The 20194-nt window shown below is 40.1% G+C and carries 16 protein-coding genes; 12 read left to right on the top strand and 4 right to left on the bottom strand.

Going from position 1 to position 20194, the window contains the following annotated elements; translation table 11 throughout:
* Position 1: 1 nt before the first annotated feature.
* The 3 genes from RF53_RS03960 to rlmM are packed head-to-tail and all read left to right on the top strand — an operon-like array spanning position 2 to position 2105.
* A complete protein-coding gene (locus tag RF53_RS03960) occupies positions 2–634 on the top strand; it encodes an alpha/beta fold hydrolase (protein ID WP_039036663.1) in 633 nt (210 codons plus the stop codon).
* Positions 634–1002, top strand: a complete 369-nt coding sequence (locus RF53_RS03965; protein ID WP_006794512.1) for a DUF423 domain-containing protein — start codon at positions 634–636, stop codon at positions 1000–1002. Before RF53_RS03960 ends, RF53_RS03965 begins: the two co-directional genes overlap by 1 nt.
* Positions 1003–1019: 17 nt before the next feature.
* Complete coding sequence (rlmM, locus tag RF53_RS03970) at positions 1020–2105, top strand: 23S rRNA (cytidine(2498)-2'-O)-methyltransferase RlmM (RefSeq protein ID WP_008133126.1); 1086 nt, start codon at positions 1020–1022, stop codon at positions 2103–2105.
* Between the two features lie 75 nt (positions 2106–2180).
* Here rlmM and cysZ read toward each other — a convergent pair whose 3' ends face one another.
* A complete protein-coding gene (gene cysZ, locus RF53_RS03975; RefSeq protein ID WP_200888040.1) occupies positions 2181–2891 on the bottom strand; it encodes a sulfate transporter CysZ in 711 nt (236 codons plus the stop codon).
* Between the two features lie 263 nt (positions 2892–3154).
* On the opposite strand from cysZ, the gene RF53_RS03980 reads away from it, so the two are divergent.
* The 5 genes from RF53_RS03980 to speB all read left to right on the top strand — a co-directional run bounded on the left by RF53_RS03980 (position 3155) and on the right by speB (position 10308).
* Complete coding sequence (locus RF53_RS03980; RefSeq protein WP_039036811.1) at positions 3155–3616, top strand: GNAT family N-acetyltransferase; 462 nt, start codon at positions 3155–3157, stop codon at positions 3614–3616.
* Positions 3617–3822: 206 nt separating this feature from the next.
* Positions 3823–6063, top strand: coding sequence for a sensor domain-containing phosphodiesterase (locus RF53_RS03985; RefSeq protein ID WP_039036664.1), 2241 nt, complete (start codon positions 3823–3825; stop codon positions 6061–6063).
* A 200-nt stretch (positions 6064–6263) separates the two neighbouring features.
* Positions 6264–7133 carry an MYG1 family protein gene (locus RF53_RS03990; protein ID WP_039036665.1) on the top strand — a complete coding sequence of 290 codons (870 nt, stop codon included), beginning with the start codon at positions 6264–6266 and terminating at the stop codon, positions 7131–7133.
* A 328-nt stretch (positions 7134–7461) separates the two neighbouring features.
* Positions 7462–9375 (top strand): biosynthetic arginine decarboxylase, encoded by a 1914-nt coding sequence (gene speA / locus RF53_RS03995; RefSeq protein WP_039036666.1) that lies wholly within the window; start codon positions 7462–7464, stop codon positions 9373–9375.
* 3 nt (positions 9376–9378) lie between these two features.
* A complete protein-coding gene (gene speB, locus RF53_RS04000) occupies positions 9379–10308 on the top strand; it encodes an agmatinase (RefSeq protein ID WP_006794519.1) in 930 nt (309 codons plus the stop codon).
* Positions 10309–10351: 43 nt separating this feature from the next.
* On the opposite strand, the gene RF53_RS04005 is transcribed toward speB, so the two are convergent.
* From RF53_RS04005 to RF53_RS04015, 3 genes are read right to left on the bottom strand one after another with little or no spacing between them, the layout of a single operon-like run.
* A complete protein-coding gene (locus RF53_RS04005) occupies positions 10352–10750 on the bottom strand; it encodes a DoxX-like family protein (protein ID WP_006794520.1) in 399 nt (132 codons plus the stop codon).
* Entirely contained in the window at positions 10737–11759 is a 1023-nt protein-coding gene (locus RF53_RS04010; RefSeq protein ID WP_039036667.1) for a M48 family metallopeptidase, read from the bottom strand. Before RF53_RS04010 ends, RF53_RS04005 begins: the two co-directional genes overlap by 14 nt.
* A gap of 9 nt (positions 11760–11768) precedes the next feature.
* A complete protein-coding gene (locus RF53_RS04015; RefSeq protein WP_039036668.1) occupies positions 11769–12878 on the bottom strand; it encodes a YjgN family protein in 1110 nt (369 codons plus the stop codon).
* Between the two features lie 169 nt (positions 12879–13047).
* On the opposite strand from RF53_RS04015, the gene RF53_RS04020 reads away from it, so the two are divergent.
* The 4 genes from RF53_RS04020 (at position 13048) to ligA (ending at position 20189) form a co-directional block, all read left to right on the top strand.
* A complete protein-coding gene (locus RF53_RS04020; RefSeq protein ID WP_039036669.1) occupies positions 13048–13779 on the top strand; it encodes an RNA methyltransferase in 732 nt (243 codons plus the stop codon).
* 67 nt (positions 13780–13846) lie between these two features.
* Complete coding sequence (locus RF53_RS04025; protein ID WP_039036670.1) at positions 13847–17251, top strand: chromosome segregation SMC family protein; 3405 nt, start codon at positions 13847–13849, stop codon at positions 17249–17251.
* 74 nt (positions 17252–17325) lie between these two features.
* The gene (zipA, locus tag RF53_RS04030) at positions 17326–18093 is read left to right on the top strand and encodes a cell division protein ZipA (protein WP_039036671.1); all 768 of its coding nucleotides are present in this window, start codon (positions 17326–17328) and stop codon (positions 18091–18093) included.
* 77 nt (positions 18094–18170) lie between these two features.
* Complete coding sequence (gene ligA, locus RF53_RS04035; RefSeq protein ID WP_039036672.1) at positions 18171–20189, top strand: NAD-dependent DNA ligase LigA; 2019 nt, start codon at positions 18171–18173, stop codon at positions 20187–20189.
* Positions 20190–20194 lie beyond the last annotated feature (5 nt).

Here is a 20194-nt window from a genome sequence, read left to right on the forward strand (position 1 = left end):
CATGATTGAATGGTTCAAAAGTCAAAGTCAACCCGCAATTGCGCAGTTTATTTTTGCCCATGGTGCTGGTGCTGGCAGTGATTCTGATTTTATGCAGCACGTGGCTGCACTGATCAGTGAGCAGGGTGTTGATGTTGGTTTATTTGATTTTGAATATATGCAAATTGCAAAGCAAACCGGCAAGCGACGCCCACCAGAGCGTGCTCCCAAGTTGCTTGCATACTATGAGCAAGTATTAACGCATGCCCAACCTAAATTACCCTTGTTTATTGGCGGTAAATCAATGGGCGGGCGAATGGCGTCAATGCTTGCATGCACAACTAAGCAGCCAGTTAAAGGCGTTATTGCATTTGGTTACCCATTTCATCCACCAGGTAAACCAGACAAGCTTCGAACAGAACACTTTGCTGATATTCCTTGTCCTTTTTTAGTGTTGCAAGGTGAGCGAGATACATTTGGTACGCGTGAAGAACTAAAAACGCTGGCAATGCCAAAACAGCCCGACTATGTATGGCTGGCTGATGGTGACCATTCATTAAAACCACGTAAAAAAAGTGGCATTACTGAATTAGAAAACCGCCAAATAGCAGCTTCTAGTGCAGTACAATTTATAAACAAAATGTTGGGTGAATAATGACAAAACTATTTTTAATGGCAGGCAGTTTATTTTGTATGCTTTCGGTTATGTTGGGGGCTTTTGCCGCTCACGGACTAAAAAGTCGTCTATCAGAGTATTCGATAGGTGTGTTTAAAACAGCCGCTGAGTATCAAATGGTGCACGGTTTAGCATTAATTGCAGTAGCATTACTCTTAAAATGGGGTATTAACCTAAATTGGGCTGGCCACTTTTTTATAATAGGTACACTGCTTTTTAGTGGCAGCCTATATTTATTAGCACTGACAGGAATGAAGTGGTTAGGGCCAATTACTCCTCTTGGTGGGGTGTGCTTTATTATTGGTTGGATTGTTATTTTAGTGCAAGTTGCACGATTTAAGTTTTAAAAAGTTTAAGGGTTATTATGTCTAGTGTTGTGATTTATTGTCGCAGTGGGTTTGAAAACGATGCAGCTGCTGAAATAACATTTCATGCTGCTGAGCAGGGTTTTGCAGGGTATGTAAAGGCAAAACCTAATACAGGTTACGTTATATATGAATGTTTTGAAGCGCAGCATAGCGACGAGATAATCAAAAAAATCGACTTCAAAAATATGGTGTTTGCTCGCCAGTGGTTTGCCGGCACATTATTAGAAGATATGCCTTTAGAAGACCGTGTAGGCGCAGTTGTGCAAGCAGCTAAAGATTTTCCTTTATGCGCTGAACTACGAGTAGAGACGCCTGATACAAACGAAGGGAAAGAACTACTTACTTTTTGTAAAAAAATATCCACACCGCTTAAAAAAGCACTAGAGAAACAAAACACCGTGTTGCGTGAGTCAAAGGCAAATCGGCCTGTGATGCATGTGTTATTTTTGGAAAATAATACCGCATATGTTGGCTACTCATACAGCTATAACAATTCACCCAACTTTATGGGGATTTTACGTTTGCGTATGCCAAGCGATGGCCCTAGCCGTTCTACACTTAAACTTGATGAAGCGTTTAATGTGTTTATACCAGAGCAACAAAGAGAAACACGTGTTGCTGCAGGTATGCGATGTGTTGACCTAGGCGCATGCCCAGGTGGTTGGACATATCAGTTGGTGCGCAGAGGCATGTTTGTTAATGCAATAGACAATGGACCAATGAATGATAACCTAATGGAAACAGGGCAGGTTAAGCATTTCAGAGAGGATGGCTTTAAATATCGTCCAGAGAAAAGAAATATTACTTGGCTTGTATGTGACATGGTAGAAAAACCAACCAAAGTAACAAGCCTAATGATTGACTGGGCAGTCAATGCCTATGCAAAAGAGCTTATTTTTAATCTTAAGTTACCAATGAAAAAGCGCTTTGACAGTGTATATGAGTGCTTAGCAATGATAAAAGAAGAGCTCGCTAAGTACGGTATTAGCTACGAATTACAAGCTAAGCATTTATACCATGATAGAGAAGAGATCACGGTACATTTAAATGTGACTAAAGTCCCTCAAAGCTTATACAGCTGATTGAAGACAAAAAATGGGCCGCTAGGCCCATTTTTATATACACACTGTTACTAAAGTAATCACTTCATTTAAGAGTTAGCTTCGATATTTTGGTCGGTAATTATCTACCCACAAACGCGTAGCACCGCATACGGCAACAGGCATAACAATTAGGTTCACAAATGGGATGGCTGTCAATAACATAACAGCAAAACCAAATCCATAAGAAAGCCCCTGTTTAGACTTTAAGTCGTTTTTCATCTCTTTAAAACTAATTTTATGGTTATCAAACGCATAATCTTTATACTGCACCGCATACATCCAACAAGTAAATAATACCCACAAAATTTGCCCTATTACCGGTAATACCCACAGTAATATAAAAAAGCCAATAGCACGTGGTAAGTAGTAGCATAGCTTGGTCCACTCACGGGCAAGCATACGTGGTATATCTTTTATTAAGTCAGCAAAGCCATCATCGTTAATTTTTTGACCCGTTAGGTACAATTCTACTTTTTCGCTTAAAAGTGCATTAAATGGGGCTGCAATAAAGTTTGTAATCACGGTAAACACCATACTATAACTAAATAGCACGACTAATACCGCAATTGGCCACATTAACCATTCTAACCAGCTTAGCCATTCGGGAAGCATATTGTTGATATAATTAAAACTGTCACTCAGCCACCCAAATAAGAAAAATAATGAACTACCGAATAATAAAATATTAATCAAAAGCGGAATGAGCACAAAGCGCTTTAATCCTTTTTGGCTTATTAATTTAAACCCTGAAAAAAAATATTCCATACCTTGTATGATCTGCACAACAACCTCAATCAATGTTTACAACTAAAGTTAGTATAAATAGCTTAATAATTTTGAACAGCTATTTTGCGTAACAAAGTGTTTAAAGCAATGTATACGCATTTTTTATCAGTTCCTTATTTGAAAATACTGAGTCTGAATCATTTAAAGCCGTAATTGTGTTAAAACACCATGCAGAGGTTGTTCATTTGTTACAATTCGGTATAGTTTCACAACATATAATTAATATAAATTTGAGATACTCAATGCAGTTAGTTGATTTAAAACCGAATGACCAGGATGTGATTAATGTTTTTGCTGATATCGACCGACTTATAAACTCTTTATACCCTGTAGCTACCGCGCAATCACTTACATTAAGCGAACTAGATAAACCCAACGTTTATGCCATTGGGTTAAAAAATGATGGCGGGATTGTTGCTTGTGGGGCAATTGTAATGCAATCAGGGGAACCATCTTACGCAGAAGTAAGACGTCTTTATGTAAACCCTAGTTACCGTGGGAAAGGGTTATCTCGCAGAGTTATGCAAATTCTTTTGCACTACGCAGGTGAAGAAGAAATACCATTGATTAGATTGGAAACCGGCCCTAAACAAATTGAATCGATTAAACTATATGAAAATTTAGGGTTTAAACGTTGTGGTTGTTTTGGTTCTTATCAAGATAACCCGCAAAGTGTGTTTATGGAGCTTGGCTTAAGCCAATAACAAGCAGATTTTAAAACACCTATATTTTATAGACTAACGCTATGCTGTTTATTATTGTATAAAAAACAGCAATTAGCAGTAAAAGTCGTTTATTTAAAGCTATACTTTACGTTACCTAAGCGAATAATTTTATTCGGTACAGAATACGTACTGTTTTTAAAAAACATCTGTAAGCTAAAAACAATAATGAAAGTGTGTGGTGTCAAATGGAAACAGTTAGATTAAATAAGTTGTTATCCCATCAGCAAGATATTTTATCTAAAATAGCGCTTGGGCTCCCGTTTGAGGATGTCCTTGACGAGATATGCTTATCGATAGAAGAACTTATTGATGAAAAATCCGCTAAATGTTCTATTTTGTCACTAAACAAAGGGCAATTGCTGCACTGTGCCGCGCCTAACATTGAGGATGGTTATTGTCAGGCAATCAATGGGGTTCACATAGGTCCAAATGTTGGCTCGTGCGGTACTGCTGCTTATTTAGGCGAGCGCGTTATTGTTGAAGACATAGCTAATTCATCGTTGTGGGCTGATTTTAAAGACGTCGCTTTACAGTTTGGATTGCAGTCGTGTTGGTCTACCCCTGTTATTTCAACTAAATCTAGTATTTTAGGCACGTTTGCCATTTACCACGATAAGCCCAAAAAGCCTTCACCTTTCGAACTTGAATTAATCGACTATTTTGTAAATTTCACAAGTATTGCACTTGAAAAAAATGCAGAGTACATAAAAGCTAACCAGCTCATTACTGATTTAGAAAAAAGTAATGAAAAATTTGCAGCTTTTACAAAGGTTATGCCCGATTTAACACTTATTATTAGTGAAGAGGGTGAGTATATGGATATTTATGGCACCACCGACGCGCTTTTATACAAGTCACAATCTGACTTAATAAATAAAAAAATTAATGACGTAATGCCTGCTGAAGATGCCACATCAATAATGGCGGTAATAAATAAAACATTGCTCACAAACGATGTTCAAGTATTTGAATATGAATTAGATATCGACGGCAAAATAATGGTTTTTGAAGGTCGTACATCACCCATTAAAGATTACCAGTCAGATAACCCATCTCAGCGTTATATTGTTTGGGTTGCACGCGATATAACAACAAGAAAAAAAGCAGAGCTAGAAGTAGAAAGGCTTGCCTTTTATGACCCATTAACAGGTTTGCCAAATAGACGAATGCTGAATGACAAATTATCAGCCTATGTTGAGAATATAAAGCAAAGCGATGTGACCGGTGCGTTATTATTTCTAGATTTAGATAACTTTAAACGAATCAACGACTCAGTAGGCCATAGCGCGGGTGATGAAGTTCTTGTAGAGCTTTCAAAACGATTTAATGGTGTTGTTAGTGAAAAAGATACATTAGCGCGTGTTGGTGGCGATGAGTTTATTATATTGCTTGAATATGTTGGTGATAATACCGAAAGTGCAATTTTAGAGTCTGAAAAAATTGCAAAAATAATACAAAGTGTTTTTTATGATAAATTTGAAGTGGGCCGCTTAGCCTTTCAGGTCAGTTGTAGCATTGGTATTTGTTTAATAGATAAAAGCAATCATTTAACCGATAATATTCTTAAATTTGCTGATACGGCTATGTACCGTTCTAAAATGAAAAACGGCAATAGCTGCAGCTTTTATGATCCCGAGTTACAAGCATTGCTTGAAAATCAGGCCGAACTTGAAACCGACATTGTAAGAGCCATTGCACACGATGAGTTTAGTGCGTATTTTCAGCCGCAAATAAATGCAAATGGTAAAATTACTGGGGCTGAGGCTTTAATTAGATGGCATCATCCAAGTAAGGGGCTGATTGCGCCTAATGACTTTATTCCAATCGCTGAGCAAAATGGGGTTATTCAAAAGCTCCAAAACACCGTTCTGCGTGATATTTGTATTCTAATAAATGAGCTTAATAGCAAGCAGCTGATTGATGATTCATTTAAAGTGTCTATCAACATCAGTCAAGTCCAGTTCAATTCAACGACGTTAAAAACTGAATTATTAAATGTTGTTAATGATTATAATGTTAATCCATCGAATATTAAGTTAGAGATCACAGAGTCTATGCTTAGCGGCGATATAGCCAGCGTAATATCGCAAATTGATGAGTTAAAGCAGCAAGGTTTTATTTTCTCAATAGATGACTTTGGTACAGGCTATTCGTGTTTAACGCATTTGAGCTCGTTTTCAGTGAATGAATTAAAAGTAGATAAAAGCTTTATAGATAAAATATTAGATAAAGGCACAGGGTTTAGTATTGTGCAAACCATTATTAATTTAGGTAAAAGCCTTAACTTAACAGTTGTTGCTGAAGGTGTTGAAACCGAAGAACAATTTACCGTACTTAAAGCAATGAGCGTTGACATGATTCAAGGCTATTTAATTGCTAAGCCTATGAACTTCGATGATTATTTATGCTGGCATCAGTCTTATTAAAATGTAGGCACCTTCAATTTTAAATTAACATGCTTTGGTAATTTGGCTGGAGTCTGTCGTAGTATCAAAACGACTAACAAGAATCCTGTTCTTGTTAATCACATTCGTATAAAATTCACCACTTAACGTCCTATAGTTTTCACAATTAACGCAATACAGAGCGAGACTTCCTTATCCTTTCTAATAAAGACACCAGTTCAGTGACCGATTTAACAGTAGTTACTCATAACGGTAATTTTCATGCCGATGATGTATTTAGCATCGCGGTGCTTAAACATGTCTACCCTTCGTTTAATTTAGTACGTACACGTGATAAAGCGCTTATGGACAGTGCTGATATAGTGATTGATGTAGGTGGGCAATACGATTCAGATGCTGGGCGTTTTGATCACCACCAACGTGGTGGCGCTGGGGAGCGTGAAAATGGAATACCGTACTCGTCATTTGGATTGGTGTGGCAAAAGTATGGTTTAGCACTGTGTGACAATAATCAAGCAGTTGCAGACAGAGTTGATGCAGGATTAGTTTCAACCATTGATGCAATTGATTGTGGTCATGTTGAGGGTGTTCAGCAGGGTATAAGTTTAAGTCAAACAATTTCAATGTATAACCCAACATGGGAAGAGAGCCCTGAGTTTGATAAGTGCTTTGATGAAGCTGTCGAATTTGCTTCTCGTATGCTGACTCGATTCATAGCGTCAGCAAGTGGCAGTGTCAATGCAAAAGCAATTGTCGCTAAAGCGATAGAAAGTGCTGAAGATCCTCGCGTTATTGTGCTTGAAAAGTACACGCCATGGAAAAAAACAGTCCATATTTTGTCAAGCGAAGCGTTGTACATGGTTTATCCTTCACATTCAGGTCAATGGATACTTCAAACAGTCCCTGTCGAGCCCGGCTCGTTTGAAGATAGAAAGTCGCTTCCTAAAGCATGGGCTGGTTTGTCTGATGAAGATTTCCAAGCAAAAACGGGATTGGACGACGCTGTTTTTTGTCACAATGGGCTATTTATTGCTGGCACTAAATCATTTGAGAGCACAATGAAGCTTGCCGAAGTGGCGTTAGCTGAATAAATGATTTAGCTTCAATAGTTAATTAGCCTGATTCTGAAATCTAATCTCTAAAGCAGACCTCAGGCTAAGTAATTAATTTGCTCCTACGCAGTTGTTTAAACCACACCTAACATTACCCCTCAATATATAAGTGTGTTACCAATCTGAGCTTTTCTTAAAGCTAGGCCCTATAAAATAAGGTTTTGTTGGTCATGCTCTTTACTATTTATTTTTAATATTAAAAATCACTCGTTACGAGTAAAAATACTTGTTGGACTTAAAGGTCTATTTTTCTTTTAATGCGCGCAATTAGCCGAACCGGCATTCATTAATTAAAAGAGAAAGATAAATGAAAGAGACAACATCACTAGAACAAGCTCGCACGAGTTACAATGTTCGTCATTGGAGCCAAGGTTTTTTTGGTATTAATGATCAAGGTGATGTGTATGTTGCTCCAAAGGCTCACGCCCCAGAGCAAACTATTGCACTGACAGATATTGCAAAACAACTTCAAGAAAAAGGCTTAAGCTTACCGGCTTTAGTGCGCTTTCCACAAATTTTACATCATCGTGTGCACAGTTTATGTGGCGCATTTAATACCGCGATTGAAAACTATGGTTACCCAAAAGACTACTTATTAGTTTACCCAATTAAAGTAAACCAACAACGTGAAGTGGTTGAAGAAATAGTAGCAAGCCAAGCCGAATTAGAAAAAAAACAATTAGGACTTGAGGCGGGCAGTAAACCAGAGCTATTAACTGTTTTGGCAATGGCAGAAAAAACCAGTGCAGTAATTGTATGTAATGGCTACAAAGACAAAGAATATGTGCGCTTAGCACTGATTGGCGAAAAGCTAGGCCACAAAGTATACATAGTGCTTGAAAAGCTTTCTGAGCTCGACATGGTACTTAGCCAAGCAAAAGCGCTAAATGTTAAACCGCGTATTGGTATTCGCGTACGTTTAGCATCGCAGGGCAAAGGTAAGTGGCAAGCAAGTGGCGGTGAAAAATCTAAATTTGGTTTATCAGCGTCGCAAGTTTTACATGTAGTAAACCGTTTAAAAGAGGCAGGCCAACTTGATTTAATGCAACTTGTGCATTTTCACTTAGGCTCGCAAATGGCAAACATTCGTGATGTGCGTTTAGGTGTGAGCGAAGCCGCGCGTTTTTACTGTGAGCTACGCAAATTAGGTGCAAGCATTGAGTGCTTAGATGTAGGGGGCGGTTTAGCTATTGATTACGATGGTACACGCAGCCAATCGCATAACTCAATGAATTACAGCTTAGCTGAGTATGCAAATAACATTGTGTATACCATAGGTGATACTTGTAAGCAGTACGCGCAGCCAATGCCGACGATTATTTCTGAGTCGGGGCGTGCACTAACAGCGCATCATGCGGTGCTTATATCTAATGTTATAGGCACAGAAAGCTACGTACCAGAGGAGCTAAAAGCGCCTGCTGGCGATGCACCGCTTTTATTAAATAATATGTGGGCATCGTTTGTGCAGTTAACCGATTTAACGGATGACCGCGCACTGATTGAAATTTATCACGATAGCCAAGGGGATTTAGCAGAGGCGCATAACCAGTTTGCACTTGGGCTTTTAGATTTAACGCAGCGTGCGTGGGCAGAGCAAGTTAACTTACGTATTTGTTATGAGCTTAACAAACACATGGATAACAAAAATCGTTTTCATCGCCCGATTATTGACGAGTTAAATGCGCGTTTAGCTGATAAGTTTTTTGTAAACTTTTCGCTTTTTCAATCATTGCCTGATGCGTGGGGGATTGATCAAGTGTTTCCGGTATTGCCATTAAGTGGCTTAACCGAAGCACCAAAAAAACGTGCTGTATTACTTGATATAACCTGTGATTCAGACGGTGCACTTGAGCACTATGTTGATGGCCAAGGCATTGAAAGCACTTTACCTGTGCCTGAGTACAGTGCAGATAAGCCTTACTTAATGGGCTTTTTCTTAGTGGGTGCGTACCAAGAAATTTTGGGTGATATGCACAATTTATTTGGCGATACGCACAGTGCAATTATTAATATGGATGATCAAGGCGTTGCCAGTATTAGCGAAATAAACCAGGGCGATACGGTGGCCGATATGATGCGATATGTGCATTTAGATGTTGAGAGCTTTCAGCAGTCGTACGCGCAGTTAGTGTCTGCAAAAATAGATAAAAATGAACAGCAAAGCGTTTTAGACGAGTTGCAAAACGGCCTTAATGGCTACACTTATTTAGAAGAGTTATAAGCAATGTCTAGCTTGTTTGGTCATGTTGACCACTCATTGTATTCAAACGGGATGACGTTTTTACGTCGTCCTATGGTGCAAAATATTAATGCCATTGATGCAGATGTCGTTGTACTAGGCTTACCGTTTGACTTAGCAACATCGGGCCGTCCCGGTGCTCGCTTAGGGCCAGATGCTATTCGCAGAGCGTCGGTACATTTAGCCTGGGAAGACACTAAATACCCGTGGACATTTCCTTTGTTTGAGCGTTTAACGGTTGCTGATGCGGGTGACTTTACTTATCCGGTAGGCGATCCTGAGTATTTTACGGCACAGCTAGAAATGGCCGCAGAGCAAATACTTCGCCAAGGGGCAACGCTGTTAGGCCTTGGGGGCGATCACTTTGTAACGCTTCCGCTATTGCGCGCGCATGCAAAGATACATGGCAAAATGGCGCTGGTTCATTTTGATGCGCACACTGATACATACAGCAATGGCTCGCGTTTTGATCACGGCACTATGTTTTATCATGCACCCATGGAAGGGCTGATTGATGTAGAGCACAGCATACAAATAGGTATTCGTACCGACTTTGACCAATCAAAGCATGAGTTTGCAGTGATTGATGCAATGCAAGCTAACGATTTGCACGCCAATGAAATAGCAGCGCAAATACGCGAGCGGGTAGGCGACTTACCCGTTTACCTAACGTTTGATATAGACTGCCTTGACCCGGCATTTGCACCAGGTACAGGCACACCGGTTTGTGGTGGTTTAACATCAGATAAAGTGCTTAAAATACTGCGCGCGCTTAAAGGTATAAATATGGTGGGAATGGATGTGGTAGAGGTATCACCGTCGTATGACCAAAGTGAGCTTACCGCTATTGCCGCAGCAACAATTGCGAGCGAGTTATTGCATTTGTGGACACATAAAAATAAGTACTCACTCTAAAGTGCCCCAATAATAAAAGAGGATGTAAATCCTCTTTTATTATTTAGAGGTATCGATTACTCAAGAGTTTTATTTCTTTCAGCCATATAAAGCTTAAGGCAATAAGCGGTAAGTTGGTAGTAACTGGATTAAATGCTTCTATTAACAAATTTGGCTGCATGACCGCAACGGCCCCTAACAGGCCGCATAATAAGAAAATATTTAACCAAACTAGCTGTTTATTTTTATAAAATATAATTAGTAACAGCCCAAAAATAACCTCAGCAATACCGGCACCACGTGTAATCAAATCAGACACTTGTGCAGAATAGCCAGCACTGCCAGTCATTAACTTTTCAAGAGGGGCAACGTGATAAATCTTTGGAAAAAAGCCATGATACATCCAACTCAACCCCACAATATAGCGTGCAATTTGTATATAACCGCGGTTATTTCCTAGCATTATCTATTCGCTCCTGTGAGCTGGGGTGGCTTGATAAGTATTCGAGTAAGTTATTTACCTTTTTAAGGTGTTCGTTTTCAGTGGTATGCGCACTTTGCAAAGCTTCAATTGCATCGGCAAAATCGTTGCTTGAATAGCCTAAGTTTTCTAGTTGATTTAATGCATAACTGTCGGCTTCTCGTTCCATATCTCGCGAAAAGCCTTGTTGGGCAAACGAGGCACCAGTCCCCAAGGCAACCTCAGCTATTCCCTCTAAATCACCGAATATAACGGCAAGTACAATCGTACTTGCTGCCGATTGTGCTGTTATGCGAACACTATGCTGGTGGACGACATGGCCAATTTCGTGAAGTAATACGGCTTTTAGTGCATTGGGCTTATCGGCCAGTAAATTAGCTAATTCATCTGTGACCACAATTCGGCCATGAGGGAGTGCAAACGCATTAGCACCAAAGCTTTGGGATTTATAAAACGAAAGCCTATACACCGAACTTTCAAGTGCAAGCTCATCAAGCATGGTCTTAAAGTGTCGCTGAACTCTGGCTTGTTGTTCGTCAGGTAACTCTGTTGGGTCAAGTGCTAATTTTTTAATTACAGCAAAACTTTGCTCACCCATTTGTTCAACAACGCTATGCGGTAGAGTATCAACACTGTAAACAGCAATTGCGGGCACAACTTTGTATAGCATTAACCACATAAAAAGAGGTGTAACTACAATTGCTGCAATAATAGCCCACTTATTTTTTTCAAACCGCTCTAGTGAGTGATTATTTTTAGCGTTAAATGGCCACCTAAAATCTACATCAAGCGGTATAAACCGACCACCATCGTCAAAGCTTAGTTCGTCGGCAAGACCTGCAATCGCCGAACTTAAATTAAGTTCGTTAATTGCATAGCGGACAGGTTCGTCGTTACCGTGATTAATTTCAACGTGTGAGCCGCTAATTTTAGCGACACACAGCTGATAATTACTCGAAGCGTTTGAAAAATAATGTCCCTGAACGTTCATAATAAACTCTTATGTTAACGACAAATCAATATCAAATACGTTAGCCGCTTCCTCAGCAAAGGATGATTGCTGCTCTTGCGTTGTATCTATTAAGTTTAATGCGCCAGGGTATATATCAACGGTTGTAGCTTCGGCAAGCATTTTTGATGTACGAATTTGTGTCCAGGGGTAAGCAAGCCCTAATGAAAACACAATAGCTAACATGTTGGTTAAAAGTAAAATGGCGTAAGGAATAGGCTTAAGCTGTGATTTAAACGATGCTACATCTTCAAATTGGCTATTATTAAAAATATGATTTCTAATTGCCGCTTTCCATACCGCGGTTACTATGGCAATCATCACGACGTAAGCAACCATTAACCCACCAAACATAACCCCCATTTTTGCAGGGTCTTGAGCGGCTTGTTGGTTTTCTACATTGAGTAAATCAAGTCCAAATAGTCCTAAAATAGCCATAAATATCACCATGGTGATAGAGCTCACCACAAAACAAATAAGGGCTGTAAGGTAGTAGGTTTCACCTTTGAGGTTTACGGCTAATGGCTTATTACCGTAACTAATATTACTGTGAATGTAAGTATCTATGCGCTTTAAAACATAAGGCATTAATAAATACAGTGTAAATACACTAGCAATAGGTAAAAGAATAAAGTTAATGAAGGCTTCGCCGTAATCTCCTTTAAACGAAAAACGCACATTACGATGACGGGTCATACGCATATTAAAACGTAAGCCTTGGTTAATAATCCACGGCATTAAAAAAATAAAAGCGATGGCAAATAAGAAGCCTATGAGTGGAAGAAAGCTGACAGCAAATGTGTAAATTAAAAATACAATAACGGCTAAAATACGGCCTTTTAAAATTTGCATTGGAGTAGCTAAGTAGTCAAAGCTGTGGCCATCTATACGAGTATGCCCATAAAAATAGCGCATTGTACGCACTTTTGCCCAGGCAGAATAAATGCCCAATGTTAGTACGCTTAGTAAGATATTAACTATCCAAATACCAAAAAACTCACCGCCTTTACCACTAAATTGTACTTTAGAGCTAGATAGCGGGGTGAGTGGATTCGCGCTCGATTCGTTTGATTGTGAAGGGGGTGGGTGTATTGATTCCATTAAAAGCCATTCCATGTTGTTTTTTTGTTAATTTACCGATTTTAAGTGCAAAACTCAATATTTATCCCTGCAATCGGACTTTTAATCTCTATAAGGTGAGTTCAAACTAGGTGATACATTTTTTATAATGAACTCTGTTATACTGGACGGATAATTTTATGGGGCTGTTATGATTTCAAAAAACCAACTCAAACTTATTCGCCAACTTGGCCAAAAAAAGTACCGAAAGCAATATAATCAATACCTTGTACAAGGCGAAAAAAACGTACTTGAGTTGCTTAATAGTTCACTAAACGCAGTTGATGTATTTGCAACTTCGGCATTTATAAATGCTCATCAAAGCTGTTTTCCAAGCACCCATATCATTGAAGCCGACGAGGACGTTCTTACTAAAGCGAGCACGCTAGTAAGTAATAATGCCGCAATTGCAATTGTTGATATGCCAAAAGCCGACTTACCCAAAATAAAAGGATTAATATTGGCTCTTGATGGCGTGTCTGATCCTGGCAATTTAGGCACAATAATAAGAGTGGCAGACTGGTATGGTATTAAACACATTGTTACCAGCACAGACAGTGCAGATGCCTATAACCCAAAAACAATTAGCGCCACAATGGGGTCATTTGTAAGAGTTTCAGTTAGTCAGGTCGATTTGCCTGCTTACCTACAAACACTCAAGTTACCAATTTACGGTGCGTTTTTAGATGGCCAAAGCGTACACAAAACACAGTTTAATGGCGAAGGTGTATTGTTAATGGGGAGCGAATCTCATGGCATACGACAAGCCTGTGCGGGTTTAGTAACCGATAAAATAACAATTCCTGCATTTGGTGAGGCCGAGTCACTTAATGTGGCTATGGCGACAGGGATTATTTTAGATAATTTTAAACGTCAAGCTTAACAAACGTGTGTTCTTTGAGTTAAATTGCCCATGAATAACAACAATAATAAATTGGTAAAACAACAAGATGCGCTTAAGCACTATTAAATTAGCGGGCTTCAAATCGTTTGTAGAGCCCACTAAAATACCGTTTCCAGATCAAATGACCTGCGTTGTTGGGCCAAACGGCTGTGGCAAATCTAATGTGATTGATGCGGTAAGATGGGTGCTTGGAGAAAGCTCAGCTAAAAACTTGCGTGGCGATGCCATGACAGATGTTATTTTTAACGGCTCGACTAATCGAAAAGCCATTTCGCAAGCCTCTGTAGAGCTGATTTTTGATAACTCGTTGGGCGAGCAAGAATTAAAAAATACCTTTGCCGATAGAAACCAAGTAGCGATTAAGCGTTTAGTAACACGTGATGGCCAATCGTTGTACTTTTTAAATGGCAGCAAATGCCGCAAGCGTGACATAACTGATATATTTTTAGGCACTGGGCTTGGTCCTCGCAGTTATGCGATTATTGAGCAAGGGATGATATCGCGCTTAATTGAAAGTAAACCTCATGAACTTCGCGTGTTTTTAGAAGAAGCTGCGGGCGTATCTAAATACAAAGAGCGTCGCCGCGAAACGCAAACGCGGATTAAAAGTACCCGAGAAAATTTAGAACGTTTATTAGATGTTCGTAAAGAGTTGCAAAGCCAACTCGATAAATTAGCTGTTCAGTCACTTGATGCTAAAAAATACCGTGAACTTAAAGCAATAGAGCGCACATTAAAAGGTCAAGTAGCTGTTTTAAAATGGCAAAAGCTGCATCAACAACAATTAGACAAAAGCGAGCAAATCAAAAAGCTTAATGAGCAAATAAGCTTTTTTAAAACGGCTCACTCAGGGCACGATGATGTGCTTGCAACACTTGAAGGAGAGGTGCAAGCTCAGCAAGATAAATTAAGTGATGCGCAGCACCAGCAACATATTACTCATACCGAGTTAACTCGAGCCGAACAGCAAAAAATTAGTGTTAAACAACAAATACAGTCACTTAAACAAAGTTTAATAAAATTACAACAACGCCAAACAGATAGCCTTGAGCAAAAAGCGCAACAGCAGCACATATGCGAAGAACTTGATGAAGCACTGCAAGAGGCAATAGAAAGCAGTTTAATGTGCGAAGAGCAAGTGAGTGAATTGTCATTTGAGCTTGAGGGGTTGCAGGGTACTAAGCAGCGAAGTTATTCGAATTGGCAAACACTCAACGAACAACAGCAACACCTTACCAATCAGGTGCAGTCGCAAAGTAGTGAAATAAAGCACACGCAACAGCAAATAAATCATGTTAATGAGCAACTTAGCCAATTAAATTTACAGCTTGATGAACTAAAAAATAATAATGTAGAACAGCAGCTGGCCGAGCAAAAACAGCAGCGCCAAGCACTCACTGAGGCGCTTGCAAAAAACCAAAGCGCGCTTGCGCAATGTGAAGTTAAATTGACTCAGCAAAATAGGCTGGTTGATGAAACTCAAGACAATCATAAAACACTGACACAGAAAGAAAATGAACTAAACGCCCGTATTGCTGGGCTTAAAAGTGCATTGGGGTTAGATGAAGAGGTCACTAACTCAACTGGGGTTTTAAGTCAGCTCATAGTGCAAGATGGTTTTGAGCCACTAATAGAGCAAGCACTTAAGTCGCTCACGCATTTAAGTGTAACAGAGCAGCAATCAACTAATAGTATATGGCCAAGCAGTCAGCCTTCACTTAAGGCAAGCTTGGCAGATTATATTACCGCTGGCGTTTACCCTGACTTACTCACGCGAATTGGCTATAGCGAACACGCCGATTTAACCATGCTAAATGATGGCTATTACATTGCGATAATGGATAAAAAAGGCGAATTGCATGGTCGTAATTGGCACGTAAACGCAGACAGTAACACCGACAACTCATTGCTAATAAAGCATAAGCAACTTCACGCGCACACCGATGAGGTCATACAGGTTAAAAGTCAGCTTGAAAAGGTCAAAAGTGAGCTTGAACAATGCACTGTAATACAAGCAGAGCTTAATACCGAGCAAAAAGCACTCAAAGACGTTATTCATCAGTTTGCTCAACAAATTGCTATTTCAAGTACCCGAAGCGATATGCTCACAGAGCAGGTTACTCAACATCAACATCAGCTATCAAAAATAAAAACACAAGAGCAAGCGATAAATGCGTCAATGGTGCAACTCAATAAGCAGCTTGATGAACAAACCGAGCAATATGAACTATTTGTTGATCAGCAATTAAATTTAACAGATGAAACTGAGATTGCGAATGATGAGCGCATGCTCAGCGATAAAAATTATAGCCAAGCACTCAGCGCATTGGAGCAATACAAAACGCAGGCTCATCAGGCAAGCTTAAGTCAGCAAAAAGCACGTAGTGAATGGCAGTTAAGTCAAACAAAACTGAGCCATGCAGCGCAAGCCTATGAAGAGGCAAAACAAGGGGCTGAAGAATTAGTTTTGGAAATAGAGGCGTTACTTATTCCAGAAGAAACACTTAGTGAATCAATTTCAACCTTACTAGAAAAGCATCAGCAAGGCGAACAACGATTAGCGCAATTGCAAAACGATTTATCACAAGCTAAAGACGCCTTGCATACAAAGCAAGCTAGCCTTAAAAATTCGCAAGGTAAGCTGCAAGGGCTTCAAGAACAACATCAAAAATTAACACTTGAAGAGCAGAGCTTACTAATAAAGGCACAAGCTGCACTTGAGCCATTAGAAGAGCTTAAACAAAGCTTAAAAGCCGTACTTGAAACATTACCTGACGACTTAACTCTAAATGCAGCGCAAAACCAATTAACAGGTATTACAAATCAGCTAGACAAGCTGGGTGCGGTTAACTTAGCAGCTATAGAAGAGTTTGATGTTGCAAAACAGCGCAGTGAGTATTTAGATAATCAGTTAGAGGATTTAACTAAAGCGTTAAATACCCTTGAAGGGGCTATTCGGAAAATAGATACCGAGACAAAAACACGCTTTAAAGCCACGTTTGATCAAGTTAATGAAGACTTTGCACAGCTGTTTCCTAAAGTTTTTGGTGGAGGGAGTGCGTATTTGGAATTAACCAGTGACGATTTACTTGAAAGTGGTGTTAGTATAATGGCACGGCCGCCAGGTAAGAAAAATTCAACTATTCACTTGTTAAGTGGTGGAGAAAAAGCGCTGACGGCATTATCATTAGTGTTTTCTATATTCAGGCTAAATCCAGCCCCGTTTTGTATGCTGGATGAAGTTGACGCACCATTAGATGACGCAAACGTTGTTCGCTTTTGCCGTTTGGTGGAAGAAATGTCACAATCAGTGCAATTTATTTATATAAGTCATAACAAAATTGCAATGGAGATGGCGGGGCGTTTAACCGGTGTGACTATGGCAGAGCCGGGTGTATCTCGAATGGTTGCAGTAGATATTGAACAAGCGGTGCAACTTGCACACGCATAAATTTTTATAACACGTGTATTAGTTTTTAATTACTATACAGGTTTTAGGCATAACAAATAATAAAAGGTGAGGGGATGGCCGAACAATTAAGATGGGTTTTAATCATTATCAGTGTGATTGTCATTGGTGGCTTATTAGTCCATGGTTTATGGTCTGTAAGAAAAAAAGAGAGCCCAGATACGTCCGTTAATGAACGGGTTGAACCACTCCAAGAAAGCCAAACAGCTTCCTCTCATTCATATAGTCAAAAAGCTGAGCCAAAAGAGCCGGTAATTAGTGAGCGTGACGAACCACAGCTAGGGGAACTTAACTTTGATGCTAATGAGCCTCAAATTGAGCCCAGCGCGCCAGAGGTTCCTATTGAAGATGACCTGAGTGTTGTTGACGATTTAGAATCGGTTGAGCAAACTAATGAACAACCAAAAGAGCCAGTACCCGATTTTGTTATTGTACATATACAAATGCCAGAAGGTTTAACTATGCAAGGCAGCAAGTTATTACCTGCTGTGAATACGCTTGGTTTTAAATATTCTGAAGAAGGCTTTTTTAATCGTCATTTAGACCCTGCAGGCCAAGGACCAGTGTTGTTTAGACTAGTTAATATGTACAACCCAGGAACGTTCGATATAGACAATATGGAACAGTTTAGCACCGCAGGTGTGAGCTTATTTATGACCTTGCCGTGTGACGGTGACGGGCTAGCAGCCTTTAATATGTTGCACAGTGCGGCTAAAAAAATAGCCGACGAATTTGGCGCGCACATATTAGACGCAGAACGCGAAGAAATGAGTGTTGAGCGTGTAAGGCAATATGTTGAGCAGGTTCGTGCTTTTTCAGCTTAACAATTTGTAATATATAATTTTTACAAGCCACTGGGCGATATCGTCAAAGTGGCTTTTTTATGTTTTTTGAGGTTTAAATGTCTAGCAGCATTAGTGAGCAAATTAATCATCTTCGTACCCTATTAGAGCAGCACAACTATAATTATTATGTGCTTGATACCCCCAGCATTCCCGATGCTGAATACGATAGGCTATTACGCGAACTCAGTGCGCTTGAAACACAAAACCCTGAATTTTTATCTGCTAATTCACCGACTCAAAAAGTAGGTGGTGCAGCGCTTAGTAAATTTGAGCAAGTTGCTCATCAAGTGCCAATGCTATCGCTTGATAATGCGTTTAGCGAAGATGAATTTACGGGCTTTAATCGCAGAATAAAAGAGCGCTTAATGAGCACAAATGAGCTCACTTTTTGCTGTGAGCCAAAACTTGATGGGTTAGCGGTATCTATTATTTATCGTGATGGAGTGTTGGTACAAGCTGCAACACGGGGTGATGGCTTTACAGGCGAGAATATTACTCAAAATGTAAAAACAATTCGTAACGTCCCCCTTAAGTTGCGTGGCAACTACCCCAAAGAGCTTGAAGTGCGTGGTGAAGTATTTATGGACAGCGCTGGGTTTGAAAAGCTAAACAATGAAGCGCAAAAGCGTGGCGAAAAAGTATTTGTAAATCCACGTAATGCGGCGGCAGGTAGCCTACGCCAGCTAGACTCTAAAATTACCGCAAAACGCCCACTGATGTTTTATGCATACAGTACTGGTTTGGTTGCTGATGGCTCAATCCCTGAGGATCACTTTCAGCAATTAGAAAAGTTAACTGATTGGGGCTTACCCCTTTGTCCAGAAACAAAGCTGGTGGAAGGGCCACAAGCTGCACTTGATTATTATGATGATATTTTAACGCGTCGCAGTGAGCTTAAATATGAAATTGACGGCGTGGTAATAAAAGTTAATAAAAAAGCCCTACAAGAGCGTTTAGGCTTTGTAGCGCGTGCACCTCGTTGGGCTATTGCCTATAAATTTCCGGCGCAAGAGGAAGTCACTCAACTCCTTGATGTAGAGTTTCAAGTTGGTCGTACAGGTGCAATTACGCCTGTTGCTCGTTTAGAACCTGTGTTTGTAGGCGGTGTAACGGTGTCTAATGCAACGCTTCACAATGGTGATGAAATTGCTCGGTTAGGCGTTAAAGTCGGCGATACGGTGATTATACGCCGTGCTGGCGATGTGATTCCGCAGATAACACAAGTTGTGCTTGAACGCAGGCCCACAGATGCAAGAGACATTGTGTTTCCATCAGCTTGCCCTATTTGTGACTCCCATGTAGAAAAAGTAGAAGGGGAAGCTGTAGCCCGTTGTACTGGTGGCCTAGTATGCCCCGCGCAGCGCAAGCAAGCTATAAAGCACTTTGCCTCGCGTAAGGCACTAGATATAGATGGTCTTGGCGATAAAATTGTTGATCAATTAGTGGACCGTGAGCTTATAAAAACTCCGGCTGATTTATTTATATTAAAGCAAGGTCACTTTGAATCACTTGAACGCATGGGGCCTAAATCGGCTAAAAACTTAGTTACTGCTTTAAATGAAGCAAAAGCGACTACGCTTGCTAAATTTTTATATTCATTGGGTATTCGAGAAGCCGGTGAGGCTACGGCACAGAATTTAGCGAATCACTTTTTAACGCTAGAGAATATTATTAGTGCTAGTGTTGAAAGCCTCACACAAGTAAGCGATGTAGGCGATATTGTGGCATCGCATGTCCGAGGCTTTTTTGATGAAGAGCACAATTTAGCGGTGGTCAATGCGCTTATTGAGCAAGGTGTTCATTGGCCAGCACTAAGTGCACCGTCAGAGGATGAGCAACCGCTGGCGGGGCTTACTTATGTACTTACAGGTACGCTCAATACGCTTAACCGCAATGATGCCAAAGCGCGCTTACAACAGCTAGGTGCAAAGGTGTCAGGTAGTGTATCTGCTAAAACTGATGCTTTAGTAGCGGGTGAAAAAGCCGGCTCTAAACTCACAAAGGCTCAAGATTTGGGGATAGACGTGCTCACAGAGGATGGTTTAATCGAGCTCCTTAAAAAGCATAACGGCTAGGAAAA

The sequence above is a fragment of the Pseudoalteromonas sp. ECSMB14103 genome (genome assembly GCF_000813065.1).
Taxonomy (GTDB): domain Bacteria; phylum Pseudomonadota; class Gammaproteobacteria; order Enterobacterales; family Alteromonadaceae; genus Pseudoalteromonas; species Pseudoalteromonas marina.